The 18,808-nt window shown below is 41.0% G+C and carries 14 protein-coding genes and 1 pseudogene; 2 read left to right on the top strand and 13 right to left on the bottom strand.

From position 1 onward, the window contains the following. Positions 1-184 precede the first annotated feature (184 nt). The 5 genes from AX662_RS00410 to pheS form a co-directional block, all read right to left on the bottom strand. On the bottom strand, positions 185-523 hold the full coding sequence (locus AX662_RS00410; protein ID WP_002887879.1) for an ATP cone domain-containing protein: 339 nt from the start codon (positions 521-523) through the stop codon (positions 185-187). Between the two features lie 91 nt (positions 524-614). After that, positions 615-1,196 carry a hypothetical protein gene (locus AX662_RS00415; protein WP_060971281.1) on the bottom strand — a complete coding sequence of 194 codons (582 nt, stop codon included), beginning with the start codon at positions 1,194-1,196 and terminating at the stop codon, positions 615-617. Positions 1,197-1,264: 68 nt separating this feature from the next. After that, a complete protein-coding gene (gene pheT, locus AX662_RS00420) occupies positions 1,265-3,679 on the bottom strand; it encodes a phenylalanine--tRNA ligase subunit beta (RefSeq protein WP_338419675.1) in 2,415 nt (804 codons plus the stop codon). A 222-nt stretch (positions 3,680-3,901) separates the two neighbouring features. Beyond that, complete coding sequence (locus tag AX662_RS00425; RefSeq protein WP_060971283.1) at positions 3,902-4,420, bottom strand: GNAT family N-acetyltransferase; 519 nt, start codon at positions 4,418-4,420, stop codon at positions 3,902-3,904. 16 nt (positions 4,421-4,436) lie between these two features. Beyond that, positions 4,437-5,480: a phenylalanine--tRNA ligase subunit alpha gene (gene pheS, locus AX662_RS00430; protein WP_014633009.1), complete on the bottom strand. Its 1,044-nt coding sequence runs from the start codon at positions 5,478-5,480 to the stop codon at positions 4,437-4,439. A 438-nt stretch (positions 5,481-5,918) separates the two neighbouring features. Here pheS and AX662_RS00435 point away from each other — a divergent pair, with 438 nt between their 5' ends. Both AX662_RS00435 and AX662_RS00440 read left to right on the top strand, forming a co-directional pair. Next, positions 5,919-6,128, top strand: coding sequence for a helix-turn-helix transcriptional regulator (locus AX662_RS00435; RefSeq protein ID WP_060971284.1), 210 nt, complete (start codon positions 5,919-5,921; stop codon positions 6,126-6,128). A gap of 13 nt (positions 6,129-6,141) precedes the next feature. Further along, complete coding sequence (locus AX662_RS00440; RefSeq protein ID WP_060971285.1) at positions 6,142-6,687, top strand: DUF3278 domain-containing protein; 546 nt, start codon at positions 6,142-6,144, stop codon at positions 6,685-6,687. A 390-nt stretch (positions 6,688-7,077) separates the two neighbouring features. Here AX662_RS00440 and smc read toward each other — a convergent pair whose 3' ends face one another. The 8 genes and pseudogenes from smc to cls (AX662_RS00480) all read right to left on the bottom strand — a co-directional run bounded on the left by smc (position 7,078) and on the right by cls (AX662_RS00480) (position 18,502). Further along, a complete protein-coding gene (gene smc / locus AX662_RS00445; protein WP_060971286.1) occupies positions 7,078-10,611 on the bottom strand; it encodes a chromosome segregation protein SMC in 3,534 nt (1,177 codons plus the stop codon). 2 nt (positions 10,612-10,613) lie between these two features. After that, positions 10,614-11,303 (bottom strand): ribonuclease III, encoded by a 690-nt coding sequence (gene rnc, locus AX662_RS00450; protein ID WP_048675450.1) that lies wholly within the window; start codon positions 11,301-11,303, stop codon positions 10,614-10,616. Between the two features lie 157 nt (positions 11,304-11,460). Next, positions 11,461-12,396: a 4-hydroxy-tetrahydrodipicolinate synthase gene (gene dapA, locus AX662_RS00455; protein WP_038676217.1), complete on the bottom strand. Its 936-nt coding sequence runs from the start codon at positions 12,394-12,396 to the stop codon at positions 11,461-11,463. 219 nt (positions 12,397-12,615) lie between these two features. After that, positions 12,616-13,692 carry an aspartate-semialdehyde dehydrogenase gene (locus AX662_RS00460; protein ID WP_003093217.1) on the bottom strand — a complete coding sequence of 359 codons (1,077 nt, stop codon included), beginning with the start codon at positions 13,690-13,692 and terminating at the stop codon, positions 12,616-12,618. Between the two features lie 294 nt (positions 13,693-13,986). Then, positions 13,987-14,640, bottom strand: coding sequence for a DNA alkylation repair protein (locus AX662_RS00465; protein ID WP_002885253.1), 654 nt, complete (start codon positions 14,638-14,640; stop codon positions 13,987-13,989). A 15-nt stretch (positions 14,641-14,655) separates the two neighbouring features. Continuing rightward, positions 14,656-16,230: a cardiolipin synthase gene (gene cls / locus AX662_RS00470; protein ID WP_060971287.1), complete on the bottom strand. Its 1,575-nt coding sequence runs from the start codon at positions 16,228-16,230 to the stop codon at positions 14,656-14,658. A gap of 129 nt (positions 16,231-16,359) precedes the next feature. Next, positions 16,360-16,871 (bottom strand): annotated as a pseudogene (locus AX662_RS00475) (GNAT family N-acetyltransferase). 80 nt (positions 16,872-16,951) lie between these two features. Beyond that, a complete protein-coding gene (gene cls, locus AX662_RS00480) occupies positions 16,952-18,502 on the bottom strand; it encodes a cardiolipin synthase (protein ID WP_172855714.1) in 1,551 nt (516 codons plus the stop codon). Positions 18,503-18,808: the final 306 nt, after the last annotated feature.

Here is an 18,808-nt window from a genome sequence, read left to right on the forward strand (position 1 = left end):
CTTTCGTTTTACAATTGGCTTGAACACCTATATTGTAACTCGTTTGGAGTTTTTTGTTATGACGGTATAACCTTCAATGCGCACCCGCATAGCGGGTGGTTTATCTGTTTCGCACCTTCGGAGCGAAACGGACTTAAAGTCACATAATTAGACACAACAAAAGCCATCGCTTGATGGCCTTTGTTTATTTAGTCTGTTCAAAGCGAAGATGGACAATCACCTTGTCTCCATAACCGTTACGCTCCAAATCACGTTGTAAGCGATATGAAATATAATGTTCAGCAATATTGATAAAACCAGCTTCCATAAGACGATTTTCAACCAGTGACTGAATCATGTTAATGGTTGGGCGTTCCACTTGGGCGTCTTGAAGATCAAGCACTACTTTACGAGTTACTTGAGCTAGGTTTTGGCGCCAAGCATCATCAATAACATACACAGTCTGGGCTGCTTTTAAGATGGCTTGGTAGATTTTATCAGGATCAAATTCAGCAACTTGACCATTACGTTTTATAATTTGCATGGCTACCCTCTTTTCAAGTTTTTTTCTTTTATTATGCAGAGAATTTACATATTTGTCAAGTGCAAATCCCTGAAAGAGCTATCCAGACTGCTTATTCCCAGAATTTAGAAATATAAACTGGTTTACCATGTTTATCAAAGGAAAGCGTTGCAGTATAGGAATCTGACTCATGATGCCGCATATAATTAGCGATTCTCTTGTCACCGTTTATCAGGTGAATGTCATAAGTCTGCCCGTCAGAGCTTACAAAGTGAGCATTAATCCTAGCACTACTCGTTTTTGTCCCAACATGACTAATATCTATTTGTTCAACTTTTCCATCAATGGTTTTAGCTATAGGGCCTCTATAGTCTTTGTAAATAGTGAATGTAGTCAAAACATCCTCAACCAAAACATAGGTCATTCCGAAAACAAACAGATAAACTATTGGGATGGCAATGAAAGATAATTTACTTTTGCAGAACGTTTCTTTATGCCAAGTCCAAATATCCTGAGGTGACATGGTTAAAAATTTTTTAAAACATTGATGAACAAGTAACCTGTAGACTAATAATACAAATATTACTTGCCCCAAGGGATAAGCAAAACTGGGTAGTCCATCAATCAGTACATTGACTTTATCAGATTCAAAAGTGTAATGTCCCCATACCCCGTCAAAGAACTCTAAAAACAAATTATCTCCTTTATGTAATATCGTCTAATCACTTAAAAATCCATCTTCTCAGATGGATTTTCTAATGATTAACGTACTTCTGCTTCGACCTTTTCAGTGAGAGCTTTAGTAATTTTTTCCATGTATTTGGCAACTTCTTCGTCTGTAAGGTTGTCATTTGGATTTTGGAAGGTAAGGCTATAAGCCATTGATTTCATTCCTGAACCAAGTTTTTCACCTGCATAAACGTCAAAGAGTTTAACGGCAACCAAGCGTTTCACTCCAGCAGAGTTAATAGCATCCAGAACTTCTTGATGGGTGATGTCAGCCTTAAGAAGAAGGGCGATATCACGTGATACTGCAGGGAATTTTGTGATTTCAACAAATGGTTGATCGGGTTGCAAGGCTTCCTCTACAGCGTTAAGATTAATTTCAGCCACATAAGTTTCTGGAATACCGTAGTTCTTAGCGGTTTGAGGGTGTACTTGACCAAGGAATCCAATAGTTTGACCATCAAGGACAATAGCAGCTGTACGACCTGGGTGCATGCTTGCTAGGTCTTTTGTTGGTACATAGTCAACTGAAACTTCAAGTTTATCAAAGAGTGCTTCAACAATACCTTTGGCATAGAAGAAATCAACTGGCGTTGCTTTGGTTTGGAAATCTTTTTCAGCTACAAGACCAGAAATAGCGAAGGCAAAGGTATTGATTTCATTTGGCAATTCCTCTTTTGGATTACCCTTTTGTTCAAAGACCTTACCGATTTCGTAAATAGCAACGTTACTATTCTTACGGTTAACATTGTAAGCAACAGTATCAAGCATGCCAGAAACCATATTCTGACGGAGAGCTGAACGGTCAACAGTCATTGGCCACATCAACTCAGTCAAATTACTTGGTGTCGCAGCAAATTCAACGGCTTTTTCAGGTGTTGTCAAAGCATATGAGATGATTTCAGTCAATCCAGCACCTTCAGCAATGCTACGAACCTTACGGCGAAGTGCTTGTGTTTCAGTCAATTCACCGGCCGTTCCTGCTGCTTCTGGAAGTGTCGTAGGCAATTTTTCATAGCCGTAGATACGTGCAATTTCCTCAACCAGGTCTGCTTGGATACTGATATCCCAACGACGACGTGGTACAGATACTGTGAATTTATCGGCATCACCTGTCAATCCAAAACCAAGTTTCGCAAAGACATCTTCAATATCTGCAAAAGTCAATTCTGTACCAAGGCGAACATTCACATAGTCAAGACTTGTAGAAACTTGAACTGGCTCTGTATCAACTGATCCCGCTTGAACACGGCCTGCAAGCACCGTTCCATTTGCCAATTCTTGCAACATTGCTGCAGCAAAATCAAGCGCTTCAAGGACAGTATCGTTATTGATACCTTTTTCAAAACGTGATGATGATTCTGAACGAAGGTTGAGGCGACTACTTGTCTTACGAATTGATTTACCATCAAATACAGCAGCTTCGAGAACAACATTTTTAGAATTGTTGTCAATTTCAGTTGAAGCGCCACCCATAACACCTGCTAGGGCAACTGGTTTGTCAGCAACTGTAATAACAATATCTTCAGTAGTCAATTCACGTTCTTCACCATCGAGAGTCACCAATTTTTCACCCTCACGGGCATCACGGGCAACGATTCGTGAATCTTCAAATTTGTCCAAATCAAAGGCATGCATTGGTTGTCCAAAGTAAAGAAGAACATAGTTTGTCACATCTACCACATTGTTGATTGGACGGATACCAGCATTCATAAGAATGTTTTGTAACCATTGTGGACTTGGTTGAACAGTAACATTCTCAACCACACGGCTAGCATAAGTAGCCACTTTATCGCTTTCGATAGCTACTGAAATCTTATCAGAAGCTGGCTTGCTGTCTTCTGTGACTGTTTTTTCTGGGAAGTGAACAGATTTACCATAGATTGCAGCGACTTCATGGGCCACACCACGCATAGAAAGAGCATCAGCACGGTTAGGTGTGATTGACAATTCGATGATTTCATCATCAAGGTCGAGATATGGGAAAATGCTATCTCCAGGTACAGCATCTTCAGGCAAAATTTGGATTCCATCTGCAAATTCCTTAGGAATAATGCTATCCGGAAGTCCAAGTTCTGCCAAAGAACAGATCATACCGAGAGATTCCATGCCTCGAATCTTCCCTTTTTTAATTTTGTAATTATCCGCAATGCGTGCACCAGGAATGGCAACAATGACCTTGATTCCAGCAGTGACATTTGGAGCTCCACAAACAATTTGACGTGGACCTTCAGCATCTCCTGTATCTACTTGACACAAGTGCAAGTGTGTTTCAGGCACATCTTCACATGACAAGACATGACCAACAACCAATTTAGACAAGCCTTCAGCAGGTGTTTCAACACCTTCCACTTCAATACCTGTCGTCGACATTTTTTCAGCGAGTTCAGCAGTGGTAACATCCACATCAACCAACTCTTTTAACCATTTATAACTAACTAGCATAATTATGATATTAAGACCATGTCCTTGCAGAGCAAGGACCAAAGTGACAAGATTTTAGGAAGTCGCCTGAAATCCTAATTTCAGTAGCGACTTATCTAAATCTCGAACTTTGAGGTCGTATTCAAATCCTTTCTGTAATATAGGAATATGTATAGCTGATATAAGAGGAAGACGAACTGACACGTTTAATCGCCCTATAAACTCCTCTCTATCAACTTAATAATAGGTTTATAGTTTTAATTTAAGTAACCAATCGCAGTCCACTTTACCATCACCGACCGGAAAATTGTGTTCTGCAAATTTTTCAAAGCCATATTTATCGTAAAAAATCTGTGCTTTGAAATTTCTTTCCCAAACACCCAACCAGGCCCAATCACCACCTAGATCACGGGCTTCCTGCAATGCAAATTCAAAGAGTTGCTTACCCAAACCCATGCCTTGAAAGGCCTGACTGATATAAATACGCTGAATTTCAAAGGCATTGTCTAGGTGCTGCTCTGTTTGGGCAAATCCGACATTAGTTTTTAGAAAACCAGCCCTTTCACCATCAACGAGAATGAAAAAGTAGCGCGATTCTTCATGAGTGATTTCATCTAAGAGAACTTCTTCAGAAAGTGCGGTGTCGAAGTAACCTTGCAACTGGGCCTCGGTATTATCATGAGCAAAAGTCTCTCTAAAGGTATCTTCGGAGATAACTTTTAATTCTGCTACTTCTTCCGGAAGAACCTTACGAATAACTACTGACATGACAACCTCCTAAACCTTATTTAAACTGTTCTGAGAAACGAACATCCCCTTGATAGAAACCACGGATGTCGTTGATACCATAGCGAAGCATGGCAATACGTTCTTGACCAAGACCAAAGGCGAAACCTGAATATTCTTCAGAATCAACACCTGACATCTCAAGCACTTGTGGGTGAACCATACCAGCACCAAGGATCTCAATCCAACCTGTCTTTTTACATACGTTACATCCTTTACCACCACACTTGAAGCATGACACGTCAACCTCAACTGAAGGCTCAGTGAATGGGAAGTAAGAAGGACGCAAACGGATTTGACGTTCTGCACCAAACATTTTTTGGATAATCATCTCAAGCGTTCCCTTAAGATCACCCATTGAGATGTTTTTACCAACGACCAAACCTTCGATTTGGTGGAACTGGTGACTGTGAGTAGCATCATCTGTATCACGACGGAAAACACGTCCTGGTGAGATCATCTTAAGTGGACCTTTAGAAAAATCGTGTTTATCAAGCGTACGAGCTTGAACAGGACTTGTGTGAGTACGCAGCAAAATTTCTTCCGTAATATAGAAAGTATCTTGCATGTCACGCGCTGGGTGGTCCTTAGGCAAGTTCATACGTTCAAAGTTATAATAGTCAGTCTCAACTTCAAAACCATCAACGATTTGGAAGCCCATCCCCAAGAAAATGTCTTCGATTTCCTCAGCTGTTTGGCTAAGAATATGACGGTTCCCGAGTTTGACTTGGCGTCCTGGAAGAGTTACGTCAAGACTTTCAGAGTCAAGTTGTGCTTGAATTTTAGCTGCTTCAACAATTTTAGCTGCTTCGTCAAAAGCTTCAGTCAAAACGTCACGAACTTCGTTGACCATTTTACCAACTTTAGGGCGCTCTTCATTAGGAAGGTCTTTAAGTCCCTTCAAAAGATCCGTCAAAGAGCCTTTTTTACCTAAAACTGCAACACGCAATTCTTGTAATTCTTTAGAGTGTTCACCACGCATTTCAGCCAATTTAGCCTGTGTTGAGGTTTTCAACTCTTGCAATTGTGTTTGTAAATCCATGAGATTCCTTTCTGATGTAACAATTTCGAATCGCAAACAAAAAACCACATGCCAAAACTCCAACCCGGAGCGTTGACACGCGGTACCATCCGTTTTTATCTAGTTTCCCAGACCTTGATTCGTCAGTCGTCTTCATGAGTGAATTCGCCAAACTTCCCTTGAGGAGGCTTCCAGTCCACGGCCTCCAATCCCTGTCAATTTCCATAAGGTTACTAGTCTCTACGACTTCTATTCAATTACTATCAATTTTACCAAAAAAACAAAAAGCTTTCAAGAGCTGACAAAGAATCCTTTAGTTAATGCCAAAACGGAAAAAATGTCTAAGATAATTGACACACCTATATAAATTTGCTACAATTATGTCAGATAAAGTTGACATAATTAATAAATTGCGACTTACAGCAACATATTAGCTTGTCTTTCAGAAGGAGGCCCATTATGAATCATGTCAGGGAATTTAGAAAGAATTTAGGGTTTTCGCAATTAGAACTTGCAAAATCTATTGGTGTTTCCCGACAGACCATTAATATGATCGAAAATAACAAATATAACCCAACACTAGAGCTCTGTCTTAATCTAGCTAAAGCTCTAGATACGGATCTTAACAGTCTCTTTTGGGATGAAAATCCGAATAGAGATATAAGATAGAAAGAGGTAAATCATGATTAAAGAAACTTTCACTGACAAACTAATTAAACGTTTTTATGGTATCACAGGTCCTTTAGATGAACAAAAGCGCCAACAGGTTGATCGAATGGGTAACATAGCTTTCGTAGTTCTTTTCTTTACCTTACTTTGTGGTAATTGTATTGCCTTTCTTATAGGCTTTAAGTACCCTGAACTTGTGGCCCGTATTTATCCTATCCTCCTCTTGATTATCATTCTGTTAGTTAGCAGCATCCTTACTTATAAGTTAAAGATAAGTGCTGTTAATGCTTTTGACGAGGAAGAACTGACTGAGAAAGAGAAAAAACAACTTAAGCACGTGGGGCTTAAGTCAGGTTTATACTTTGGGATTAGCATGTTCTTAGGCATGCCCCTAGTTCACTTCTTAGTTGACAATAAAGACTATTTGACAGAATTATTCTCAATCCATAATATGCTATCAGGCATTTTTGAAGCTATCCTTTTTGGGGCTATCATGCAGGGCTTGGTCAATGCTGGTATCAAACAAGCCAAATCTCAAGCTAAGAAAGGTGACCAATAAACTAAAAAGACAAAGAAAAATCCAGGTTTCCCAGCCTGGATTTTTCGCTCGAAAGAAGACTTCTTAGACTTGTTTACTCGAAGCCTAAAATGTGTCCAGAAAATCGTATCTTAACACATACACTATAACTAACTTCAAAAAACACCATATCCCCATATGACATTTCCTTAAATATTGTAACATGTCAGTGTGAAATGACAAGTCGTCCTCTTTCTCATAAACCCTAAAATCCTAATCATAGCCTTTGTTATGCCATTTTACGCAATCGATTGCGTAATTTTGAAAGCGCAAACTTTATTTTTTTCTGAAAGTCTTTGCAAATTTTTTAAGACTATGAAAAAAGATAGTGATAAAGCTATCAACTATCTTTCATGAAAATATAATTTATTTTTAGTCTAAATCAAGGTCTTTCAGTTTGACTGAAACGATTTTCGAGACACCTGATTCCTGCATGGTTACTCCATAAATAGAGTCTGCTGCAGACATCGTTCCCTTACGGTGGGTAACTACGATAAATTGACTTGACTTGTCAAAACGATTAAGGTAGTCACCGAAGCGTTTAACATTGGCTTCATCCAAAGCCGCTTCTACTTCGTCTAGGATAACAAATGGAATAGTCTTAACACGAATGATGGCAAAGAGAAGGGCCAAAGCTGACAAGGCTTTCTCGCCACCTGACATAAGGTTAAGTGATTGAATTTTCTTACCTGGTGGCTGAACAGAAATTTCAACTCCAGCCTCTAGAAGATTGTCTGAGGTCAAAATCAAGTCAGCTGAACCTCCACCGAACATCTGCGTAAAGGTTTGTTTAAAGCTTTCTCGGATAGCCTCAAAGGTTGCTTTAAAGCGTGATTTCACTTCATCATCCATGTCATTAATGGTATTTAGAAGGAGACTCTTGGCTTCGAGCAAATCATCCTTTTGGCCGTTCAAGAAATCTAAACGTTGCTTAACCTCTTCAAATTGGGCAATAGCATCCACATTGACTGGCCCCAAAGCTTTAATCGAACGCTCAAGACCTTGCAGATTCTGGCGGGTTTGTTCGACATTGTCAAGAGGGCTAGCCTGACCTTTGGCTGCTTCGAGCGTCATCTGATAATCTTCAGCCAACTGAGTCGCAAACTTACGAAGTGATTGACTAATCTGACTTTCACGTTCTTCCAAGCGAGTCTGTTGACGAATCAAATCCTCGTTACGATTGCCAGCTTTTGCCAAACGCTCCTCCAAATCCTCCAACTGACCTTCGTAATCTTGCACCTGAATCTTGGCACGGACAAGAGCTTGTTCCAAATTGTCTTTACGTTGAACAGCCTCTTTATGCTGCGCTTGCAGATGGGGAAGTCGGTCAGTTTGGTCTTCATCAACCTGGTTGTTAAGGAGCGCCTTAAGACTATCCGATTCTTTCATTAACTCAGATAAGTCAGCTTGAAGACGATTGCTTTCTGTCTTCGCAAAACGCAATTCTGCCTGCAAGTCACGTTCCTTCAACTGAAGTTCAGATTGCTTGTCTAGGAGAACCTGTTTTTGTTGACCAAGAGCATCTTTATCTTCCTTAATGGCCTCAATACGGTCGTTAATGGCCTCACGCTTGGATGCAATTTGCACTAACTCAGCTTTAAGTTGCTCAGCCTTATCTTGCAGATTTGCACCTTCAGTTCCCTGAGAATCCTGTTTGAAACTATCTACTAAGACTTGATTTTTCTCTAAATCTGACAAGGCTTGTTGATGTTCTAAGCCTAGTTTTTGCTCTTGCAGACGAGCATTCTCACCATCTACCTTAAGATCTTCTAGCTCTTTCTGCAGAGCCTTACGTTTAACCTTAAGGGATTCAACTTTGGCTTCACTATCACTTAATTGAGCCTTAATCTGGTTAATTTCAGCAGTCAATGCATCTAGTTCAGGCTTGATAAAGAGACTATTATTTTGTTTGTTGGTACCACCAGCAAAGGCACCACCTGGACGAATCTCAGAGCCATCAAGAGTAACCATACGCACTTGAAAACGAACCGCTCGAGCCGCCTTATTGGCATTGTCAATGGTATCAAAGATTGCCGTAACCCCTAGGAGGTTTTGGAAAATATTAGATAGGCGGTCCTCATAGGTAACCAAATCGGAAGCCATACCTATAAAACCTGGTGCATTGGCAAGATTTTGAGCAAATTGTCCATTAAGTTGACGTGGCTTAATAGTGGTCAAAGGCAAGAAGGTCGCACGTCCCTGACGATTTCGTTTCAAGTAGTCAATCGAACGCTTAGCAGCCGCTTCGTCCTCAACAATAATGTTTTGCCCGCTAGCTCCCATAGCAATCTCAAGAGCAGTCTGATAACGCGTGTCAAAGGTTAAGTGTTCACTGACTGCGCCAATAATTCCCTGAATGGATTGGGCATTTTGAAGGACAGCCTTCACCCCTGCATAGAAATTAGAATGATTTTTCTGGATAGATTCTAGACTTTGACGACGGGCATCTTTACTTTTAAGATAATCCATGAGGTCAAACATCTGCTTTTGAGCTTCTTGGTAGTCCTTATCAAGAGCTTGATAAGCCTGAGCCTTTTCTTTGTAACTAGCTAAGAGGCTTTGAAGACTCTCTTGGGCTGCTTGATAAGCTTTTTGGGCTTCGCTAGCCACTTCCTGAGCGGAAAGTAAATCCGCTTGAGCTTGTTTATATTCTTCAGCTTGTGCCTCGAGCGCTTGTGTCTGACTGTCCATGTCGTGGGTGACCTGAGTCAAACTGTTGGAAACTTTGGCTTCCTCCTGCATCAGACCAACATAGTCCTCACGTAAACGTTCAATAAGTGTATCTGGATCATCAGAAAATTGCTCTAGTTCTTTTTGAATAGCAATCAACTCTTTGGCAAGGCTATCCAACTCAGCATTCAATTCAACTTGGCCTTGATTAACCTTATCAAGGGATGCTCTTGCCTCTGCTTTCAAATGCTCTAGCTCACTGAGACGAGCTTCAGTTTCTTCTTTTTTCTCTGAACGCTGTTGACTCTCCATGGTATAAAGATCAATTTGACGCTCAAAGTCGCTAATAAGACGTGTGACATCCACCAAGGTTTGTTGGTCTGAAGAAATTTGTTCTGAAATTTGATGACGTTTTTGCTTAAGTTCTTGGTTTTCAGACTCTAGACGATGACGTTTCTCATAATAACTGGTTAATTTGTCCTTGACCTCTGCCAAATCCTCTTGCGTTTTGGACAAATCTTTTTTACCAACTTCAATATCGTGGACCAAAAGATTAAGCTGTGTCTGTCTACGCTCTTCATCTAATTCCAAGTAACGTTTGGCTGTGGCTGCTTGTTTTTCAAGGGGTTTAACCTGACCATCTAGCTCGTAGATGATATCTTCCAAACGATCAAGATTATCCTGAGTTTGATTAAGCTTGCTTTCCGTTTCTTTCTTACGTGTCTTATATTTGAGAACCCCTGCTGCTTCTTCGAAAATAGCGCGGCGTTCTTCAGGTTTGGCATTAAAAATAGCCTCAACACGACCTTGGGAAATAATGGAAAAAGAATCACGCCCCAGGCCTGTATCCATAAAGAGGTCATGAATATCACGCAGACGAACCTTACGACCATCAATCAAGTAATCATTGTCACCGTTTCGATAAATGTGACGCTCCACACGAATGGTTTCACCAGCACCCGCGATAAAGCCATCACTGTTATCAAGAGTGACTGCCACTTCCGCATAGTTGAGAGCCTTACGAACCTCTGTCCCTGCAAAAATAACGTCAGGCATCTTGCCTCCACGCAAACTCTTGGCAGATGATTCACCCAATGCCCAGCGTAGACTTTCTGTAATATTTGATTTTCCCGATCCATTTGGACCTACAACGGCTGTCACTCCCTTGTCAAAGACGACTTGCGTCTTGTCCGCAAAGGATTTAAAGCCCTGCATTTCAATTGATTTCAAATACATGCTTAATTTCCTAGTTGTTCAAGGGCAGCCTTAGCCGCTGCCTGTTCAGCTAATTTCTTAGATTTTCCAAGACCTGTGCTGAGCTCCTTACCATCAACAGCTACCTGCATAGTAAATTCTTTGGCATGAGCTGGTCCAGACTCATCAATAACGGTATAAGTAATATCAACCGTACCATTGACCTGAAGACGCTCTTGCAAGGCTGTCTTATAGTCTGTTACGCGGTCAAAGTTCCCCTTTTCAACCTGAGGAATCATGACCTGATTCAAGAATTTCTCAACTGCAGGCAAGCCTTGATCCAGATAAAGGGCACCGAGGAAGGCCTCCCAGAGGTCACCTAGGATAGTGGCACGTTCACGTCCACCGGATTTTTCTTCCCCTTTACCAAGACGAATATACTGCTCGAATCCGCAAGCCTTTGTAAAACCTGCCAAACTTTCTTCACGAACGATAGTACTACGCATCTTAGACATTTCCCCCTCTGGCTTGTTAGGGTAACGATTGTAAAGATAAACGGAAATGACTAATTGCAGAGCCGCGTCTCCTAAAAATTCCAAACGTTCATTATGTGAAATGTTTAGGAGGCGGTGCTCATTGGCATATGAGGTATGGGTAAATGCTGTTTCTAAGAGCTCTTTTTGGCTAAAAACAATACCAAAATCCTGCTCAAGTTTTTGTTCAAGTTGATTCATAAAACTTCCTTTCTTTTTAAGCACACTAACTCTAATTATATCAAAAAAAGCAAATTTTCATGATAGAAAACTGCTTTTAGAGCCTATATCCCTGATTTTTGTGAGATTTAACCTATTCGACTAAAAAAAGCTGAGCAAGCTGCTCAACTTCATTTTCTTAATAATCTGGACGAACAACACCTGTAACTGTCTCACGTGTTGCTTCGACATCTTCTTCAAGGACAACCTTGATGATACGCTTGGCTTCTTCTGAAGTACATGCAACCAATGGCAAACGAAGTGGTCCAACTTCGAAACCAAGATGGTTAAGAACAGCCTTAACAGGTGCAGGGCTTGGTACTGAGAAGAGAGCGTTAACTTTAGGAATGAATTTACGTTGGATAGCTGCTGCTGTCTTGAGGTCACTATTTTCAATAGCTTCAAGCATGGCATGCATCTCATCACCGTTTGTATGAGAGGCTACTGAGATGACACCGTTAGCACCAAGGTTCATAGCGTGGAAGGCATCCCCATCTTCACCGGTATAAACCAAGAAATCTTCAGGTTTGTGCTCGATAAGGTAGGCCATATTAGCAAGGCTGGTACATTCTTTAACACCAATGATATTTGGATGTTCAGCCAAACGAAGCATGGTATCAGGAGCCATTTCAACAACCACACGACCAGGGATGTTGTAGATGATAATTGGCAAATCAGAAGCATCCGCAATGGCTTTGAAGTGTTGGTACATACCTTCTTGTGATGGCTTGTTGTAGTAAGGCACGATAGCAAGACCAGCTGCGAAACCACCAAATTTGGCAACTTCTTTAGCAAACTCGATTGAGTCGCGTGTATCGTTGGTACCGACACCAGCAATCAATGGCACACGTCCATTAACAATTTTCTGAACAGCCGCAAAGAGTTCCAACTCCTCATCGTGAGTAAGTGTTGGACTTTCAGCCGTTGTTCCCGCCAAAAGAAGAGCTTCTGTATGGTGAGCCAAAAGATGCTCAATCAATTCTGGAAGGACATCATAATTGATTGATCCATCTTCGTGGAAAGGTGTAATAAGGGCTGTGATCAGTTTGACATCTCTTAATTGATCAATTGACATAATATTCTCCTTCAACCGTTTTCTAATCCTTTCCATTTTACCATAATTTTGACCAGACAGACAGATAAGTTGACAATTTTCTGAAAACATGAGGACTGACTGTTTCAATTGATGGCCAATAAACAAAAAACAGAGAGAAGTCTCTCTGCTTTATAGGATTCAGCATGATTTTAGTATTCAAGTACAACACTAAATCCTTACTGATTTCTGTTTCGCTCCCTATTTCAATTCAAATTTCAATTCTGAAGTTGAGCGAACCAAACCACGTTCGTGAAGTGTTTCTGCGATTTGGACTGAGTTCCAAGCGGCACCTTTAAGGAGGTTATCTGAAACAACCCACATGTGGATACCTTTTTCAGCATCCAAGTCTTTACGGATACGTCCGACGAATGTATCACGTGAACCTACAGCATTAACGGCTTGTGGGTAGACTTGGTTAGCAACGTCGTCTTCAAGGACTGCACCTGGGAATTCTGCAATAGCAGCTTTCACTTCGTCAATTGGTGCCACTTCTTTTGTTTCAATGTAGACTGACTCTGAGTGAGCTGACAAGACTGGAATACGCACACATGTTGCTGATACAGCAATGCTATCGTCTTCCATGATTTTCTTAGTTTCGTTTGTCATCTTCATTTCTTCGTAAGTGTAGTCATTTTCAGTGAAGACGTCGATTTGAGCCAAGGCGTTAAAGGCGATTGGATAGTGTTTCTTATCACCACCACATGGCAAGATTTCAGCTTTGACATCACGTGGGTTAACGCCATCATTCAAAACTTCTTTCAACTCACGTTGTGTTTCAAGGATTGCTCCCATACCAGCACCTGATACGGCTTGGTAAGTTGACACGATGATACGGTCCAGGCCCCATTTTTGACGAACTGGCTCAAGGGCAACCATCATTTGAATAGTTGAACAGTTAGGGCAAGCAATAATACCGTTGTGAGCATCAAGCGCATGTGCATTGACCTCAGGTACAACCAATGGTACATCTGGGTTTTGACGGAAGTATGATGTATTATCAACGACTACTGCACCAGCTTTAACGGCGTATGGTGCATATTTAGCAGAGGTAGATCCACCAGCTGAGAAAAGTGCAATATCTACACCTTCAAATGCGTCTTCAGTCGTTTCTTCGATGGTCACGTCTTGGCCTTTAAATTGCAAGACTTTGCCTGCAGAACGAGCAGACGCAAGGTAGCGAATGTTATCGATTGGAAGTGTTGATTCTTCCAACATTTTAATCATTTGAGCACCGACGGCACCTGTAGCACCGACAACAGCAACTGTGTATCCCATAGTAAAACCTCTTTCGGAATTTTCTATCAATTTAGTTTAGTGAATCTATTATACTACGTTTAAGCCCAGTTGAAAAGGGTTAAAAGGCCAAGAATAAAGAAAAGCCCCTACCAAATGGTAAGGGATAGGAGGCATCTTTCGATGAGAGTAGCAGGTTCACACAACTACTCAAGGTCCGCTCCTGCGTTACAATCTAATGTAGACCTCCTCAGCGCAAAAGGCTCTAAAGAGCCAATCGACTCATCGCATGTTTCTATTCTAGCATATTGAACGACAGAGTCAAGCTCTTGATTTCTATAAATACTTACTTCCCTCACGAATGCTAAGAGATGACATTTGACTAGCATGTTGATCAATAAAAGCCCGAACCCAATCAGGATTTACCTTTGAGTAATTGCGCAAACTCCAACCGATAGCCTTGTTAATGAAAAACTCAGTCTGTCCAAAGTTGTTACAGATAACCTCAGCTAAGAGGTTTGTATCAGTCAATTCTTTACGCATAAGCTGGTGGTCGATGGCAATACGTCTCAACCAAAAATCCTCATCCAGACTCCATTGACGCATGATATTCTTGGTTTCTGGGTAGTGAAAAGTAATCTCCCCGATGATACGGTCCAACTGATCTATACTGTCCCACCATGATTTGGTTTGAGCCAATTCCTTTAGCTTTGGAAAATCTTCAGGTCTAAGCTCCTTCTTCTTTTTATCCAGATAATCCATAGCAATATATTGAAACTCACGGTAAGGTTGCTGCCAACACTCTTCCACAAAAGTCCAATCAATTGGATGTTTTATGAAAGGCTTAAAAAACTCTCTTTCAATCTTTTTGAGAATTGGTTTTTGAACGCCAAGAAAGCTGAATTTATTTTTCATATAAGCTTCCATTGCTGGGACTTTCGTTGGATTAGCTTGGTCTTCTAACAATTTCAAAAGAATTTTTGTATCCATATGATTCCTCCTTTTTTACATCAAAGGTCCAATCAAAGAAAAGAGATAGCCACATAGACGATGAGCTAAAGGCATTTTTGATAAACTTTCCAATGTCACTTCCTCTGAAAGAGCCTGAGTTTTCTCAAAATCTTGTTCAATCTTAATCACTTCCAAATTTTTATAGAGATAAACCCCGTCTTCAAAATTTTGATAGAGACTTCGGTAGTCTGTATTAATGGTACCTACCACAGCTTGTTGACCATCAGAAACATAAACTTTAGCATGGACAAAGCCTGGGGTATAGCGGAAAATACGGACGCCAGCATCCAAGAGGGCTTTAAAATAGGTCGTCGCAATATCAAAGGCATACTGTTTATCTGGAATTCCTGGCATAATGATACGAACATCCACACCTCGTCTGGCCGCAAAGGTCATGGCCCGAACCAATTCGTCATCCAAAATCAGATAAGGCGTCATGATATAGACATAATTAGTAGATGTATTCAGAAGATGTAAATAAACATTTTCGGCAACCTTGTGGTAGGTTAGCGGTGAATTGCCATAAGGAAGAACCAATCCCTGACCCTCCCTTTTTTGAGGTCGTTCTTGTAGATAGTGCTCCATATCTGTTTTATCCTCTATTCCTGTCACTGTCCACATGGTCAAAAAGAGAGCTTTTAGCGTTTGAACTGCTGAACCATCTAAGCGAAGGGCCGTGTCCTTCCAATGACCAAAGCGTTCTCGTTTATTGACATACTCATCAGCGATATTAACGCCACCAGTATAAGCAACTTGACCATCAATCACTGTAATCTTTCGATGGTCTCGGTAATTGTAATAGGTTGATAGAATGGGCTTGACTGGTGAGAAGGCCTGAGCTTTGATCCCAACCTTGTGCAATCGCTCGATATAATCGTAGGACAAGGTAGTCATCTCATTCATCCCATCAAACATGACACGAACATCCAGACCTGCCTTGGCCTTCTCCTCTAAAATGGCTAAAATCTCACCCCACATGATCCCTTCGTCAATAATGAAATATTCCATGAAGATATAACGCTCCGCCCTTTTCAAATCCTCCAACAAGGCTGGAAGCATGTCATCTCCAAGTGGAAAATAGGTGACCTCTGTGTTGCTGTAGATAGGAAACTGGGCAGGACTATGCTCCAAAAAATAAGCTAATTTCTGTAATTGGCGATCACTTTGGGATAAATAATCAGCAACTCCTGGATCGGTGCTTAAATGGTCGGATGCCTGCACTGTAGCATCCTCAAGCCGTTTCTTCAAGCGTCTTACACCCAAATCAGCTAACGAAAAATAGAGCAGAGCCGTCCCAAAAATTGGAAAGAGGGCAATGATAATCACCCAGGACAGTTTGGAACGAGAATCCATGGAACGATTGAGCAAGTAAAAGAAGGTAAAGACACTCAATAAGTGTTCCCATAAGATAATGGATGGGAAATGCTCTTGTAGGCTGAGATATGAAAAGACAAGAAAGGCCAATTCCAGTAAGAAGAACAGGAGGATGGGAACCTTTCGGTTAAGTAGAATTTTGCCCCATCTGGAGGGCTTTTGGGGTAACAGTCTAGCACTTTGTTCTTGAGTCATATAGGCTCCTTTCGTGTAGGGGAGACCATTACAACTTTCCGGTCTCCTTCAGTAATTTTATTAGTATCGTTTTAGCCTATGAAAAAGGCAGGAATAATTAGCTATTGCAATTTAGAATTGGCGTGGTTTCTACTGTATTTTCCTGACAGGGCCATCTATGGTCTTTTGCATCCAGACGATATCATGCCATTTGTTAAACTTATAGCCAATCTTTGGGAAATGAGCCACTTGAACATAGCCCCGCTTTTCATGCATGGAAATGCTCGCTTCGTTCGGAACAGCGATACAAGCCAGAAAGCGTAAGTAGCCTCGTGCTTGCAACTCCTCTTCTAAGGCCGTATAAAGGGCCGATCCAATCCCTTGTCCACGCGCCTCTTTGGCTACATAAATAGACAATTCAGTGGTCCAATCATAGGCTGTACGAGCATAATAGGTTGAGGCATAAGCATAGCCTAGCACTTGGCCATTCTCTTCCGCTACTAAATAGGGGTATTTTTCAAGCGTCTTGCAAATGCGTTTTTCAAACTCTTGAACACTGGGAACCTCATATTCAAAGGTAAAAGCTGTCTTCTCGACTAGGGTGTATAGATGGCCTGGATAGCTTGTGCATCTGACAAGCTGGCTGGACGAATGGTTAACATCATTTTCTCCTTCGACTTCATTATCTTTATTTTAAACTATAAAAAAAGAGGGCTCAACCCTCTTATAACAAGTCTTGTCACTACATCAATGGCGCAACTAATCTGGTCAATAAGCCCAAGCACTTCTGGTGAAATGGTCGATTTTTAACATCAGTCATGCTGACTCGATGACACTTGGCCATTGTCGCTTGGAAATCTTCCTCAATACCAACCACTGATGACGTCCTGTAAAGATAGGTCGCACACTCAAAGTGGTGATAAAGACTACGGTAATCCAAATTAATCGTTCCAACAACAGCCCTACTATTGTCACTCACAAAGACCTTGGCATGAACAAATCCAGGTGTGTACTCGTAGATTTTTACGCCGGATGCCAAAAGTGTTGGGTAGTAAGTCTTAGCTAGGTAGTAAGCTGACTTTTTATCAGGAATACCAGGCATGATGATACTGACGTCTACCCCACGCTCAGCCGCAAACTTCAAAGCATGCAGTAACTCACCATCTAAAATAAGATAAGGTGTCATGATATGAACAAAATCACGCGCATGGTTTAGGATATCAATATAAACATTCTCACCTACCTTATCTTTATCAAGTGGGATATCCCCGTAAGGGACAACAAAACCAGGAGTATCGAAGGCCTCATGTTCAACCATATAGTGGGTCACATCCAGTGTTTCATGAGAGTAAGTCCACATCTGAAGGAAGAGGACTAAGAAAGTATCGACTGCTGGCCCCTCAACCATAAGTGCGGTATCTTTCCAATGGCCAAAACGCTCAATTTTGTTGATATACTCATCTGCTAGATTAACCCCACCTGTAAAAGCAACCTTACCATCAATCAGCAAGATTTTTCTATGGTCACGATAGTTGTAATAGGTCGACAAGAAAGGTGTTACAGAGGCAAAAACACGAGATTGAATGCCAATTTTTTCCAATCGTTTCTTATAGTCAAAACTCAAAGTTGAAAATTCATTCATACCGTCATACAGGACTCGAACTTCCACCCCTTCTTGAACCTTTTGTTTCAAGATTGCTAGGATTTCACCCCACATTTCACCTTCACCAATGATGAAATATTCCAAGAAAATGTACTTCTCTGCTTTAAGGAGCTGTTTCTTCATTTCCTCAAACTTGGCTTCACCACTTGGGAAATAGGTCGTCTTCGTGTGACGATAAACTGGAAAGGAACCGTTCACATTTTCAAGATATTGGACCAAGTTATAGTTGCTGGTGTGACGCTGTTTAAGCTCTTCGAGGGCCTGATTATCTTGTTTCAGAATACCAGAACTGCGGTCAATATTGCTCTGAATAGCACGCTTCATCCCTGTGTAACCTATATCAAGTTTCGTATAAGCCAAGAGCAAGGTTCCGATAATTGGAAAAGGCAAGACTATCAGGAGCCAAGTATTGACGGCTGTTGATTCCATATCACTTTGAAAGAGATAAATAATGGCCAGAATACGAAGGACTACTTCTGTAACTTGCAGGTGTATCCTATATTGATGCAACCAGAGGTAAGACATGGCCACAACAACAAGCTGCAGTAAGATGATCAAGAAGATAATCGTAGCACGACTAAAGATTCCACGAAGAAAGCCGCGACGACTCTTATCATAAAGACGTTCAATTTTAGCTTCGTTTTTGATAGCATGACTCCTTTCCCTTTTTAATTAATCTTATTATAACCAAATTTGTAAAATTAAGCTAGACAGAAAAAGCCATCTAGGCTAGTCTCAGATAAACACCACATTTATCTGAAAGGAACTAACATATAGGACGAAATGGATTACCGAAACAAATGGATTTTACGAATGTTTCTCAAAATTATGAGGCTGGGACAAAAGTCCTAGCCTCTCAATTTGTCTTTGGATTGTCGAGAAAGACGCAGTGGTTGAGTGGGCTCTACTACGCTGATTTCATCAGCTTTTACTGCC

The organism is Streptococcus sp. CCH5-D3, assembly GCF_001556435.1.
GTDB lineage: Bacteria > Bacillota > Bacilli > Lactobacillales > Streptococcaceae > Streptococcus.

Bases quoted from the DNA above. Each gene is read 5' to 3' on its own strand.
- AX662_RS00410 (WP_002887879.1), bottom strand. From the start codon at position 523: ATGCAAATTATAAAACGTAATGGTCAAGTTGCTGAATTTGATCCTGAT.
- AX662_RS00425 (WP_060971283.1), bottom strand. From the start codon at position 4,420: ATGTCAGTAGTTATTCGTAAGGTTCTTCCGGAAGAAGTAGCAGAATTA.
- pheS (WP_014633009.1), bottom strand. From the start codon at position 5,480: ATGGATTTACAAACACAATTGCAAGAGTTGAAAACCTCAACACAGGCT.
- AX662_RS00435 (WP_060971284.1), top strand. From the start codon at position 5,919: ATGAATCATGTCAGGGAATTTAGAAAGAATTTAGGGTTTTCGCAATTA.
- AX662_RS00440 (WP_060971285.1), top strand. From the start codon at position 6,142: ATGATTAAAGAAACTTTCACTGACAAACTAATTAAACGTTTTTATGGT.
- smc (WP_060971286.1), bottom strand. From the start codon at position 10,611: ATGTATTTGAAATCAATTGAAATGCAGGGCTTTAAATCCTTTGCGGAC.
- rnc (WP_048675450.1), bottom strand. From the start codon at position 11,303: ATGAATCAACTTGAACAAAAACTTGAGCAGGATTTTGGTATTGTTTTT.
- dapA (WP_038676217.1), bottom strand. From the start codon at position 12,396: ATGTCAATTGATCAATTAAGAGATGTCAAACTGATCACAGCCCTTATT.
- AX662_RS00460 (WP_003093217.1), bottom strand. From the start codon at position 13,692: ATGGGATACACAGTTGCTGTTGTCGGTGCTACAGGTGCCGTCGGTGCT.
- AX662_RS00465 (WP_002885253.1), bottom strand. From the start codon at position 14,640: ATGGATACAAAAATTCTTTTGAAATTGTTAGAAGACCAAGCTAATCCA.
- cls (WP_060971287.1), bottom strand. From the start codon at position 16,230: ATGACTCAAGAACAAAGTGCTAGACTGTTACCCCAAAAGCCCTCCAGA.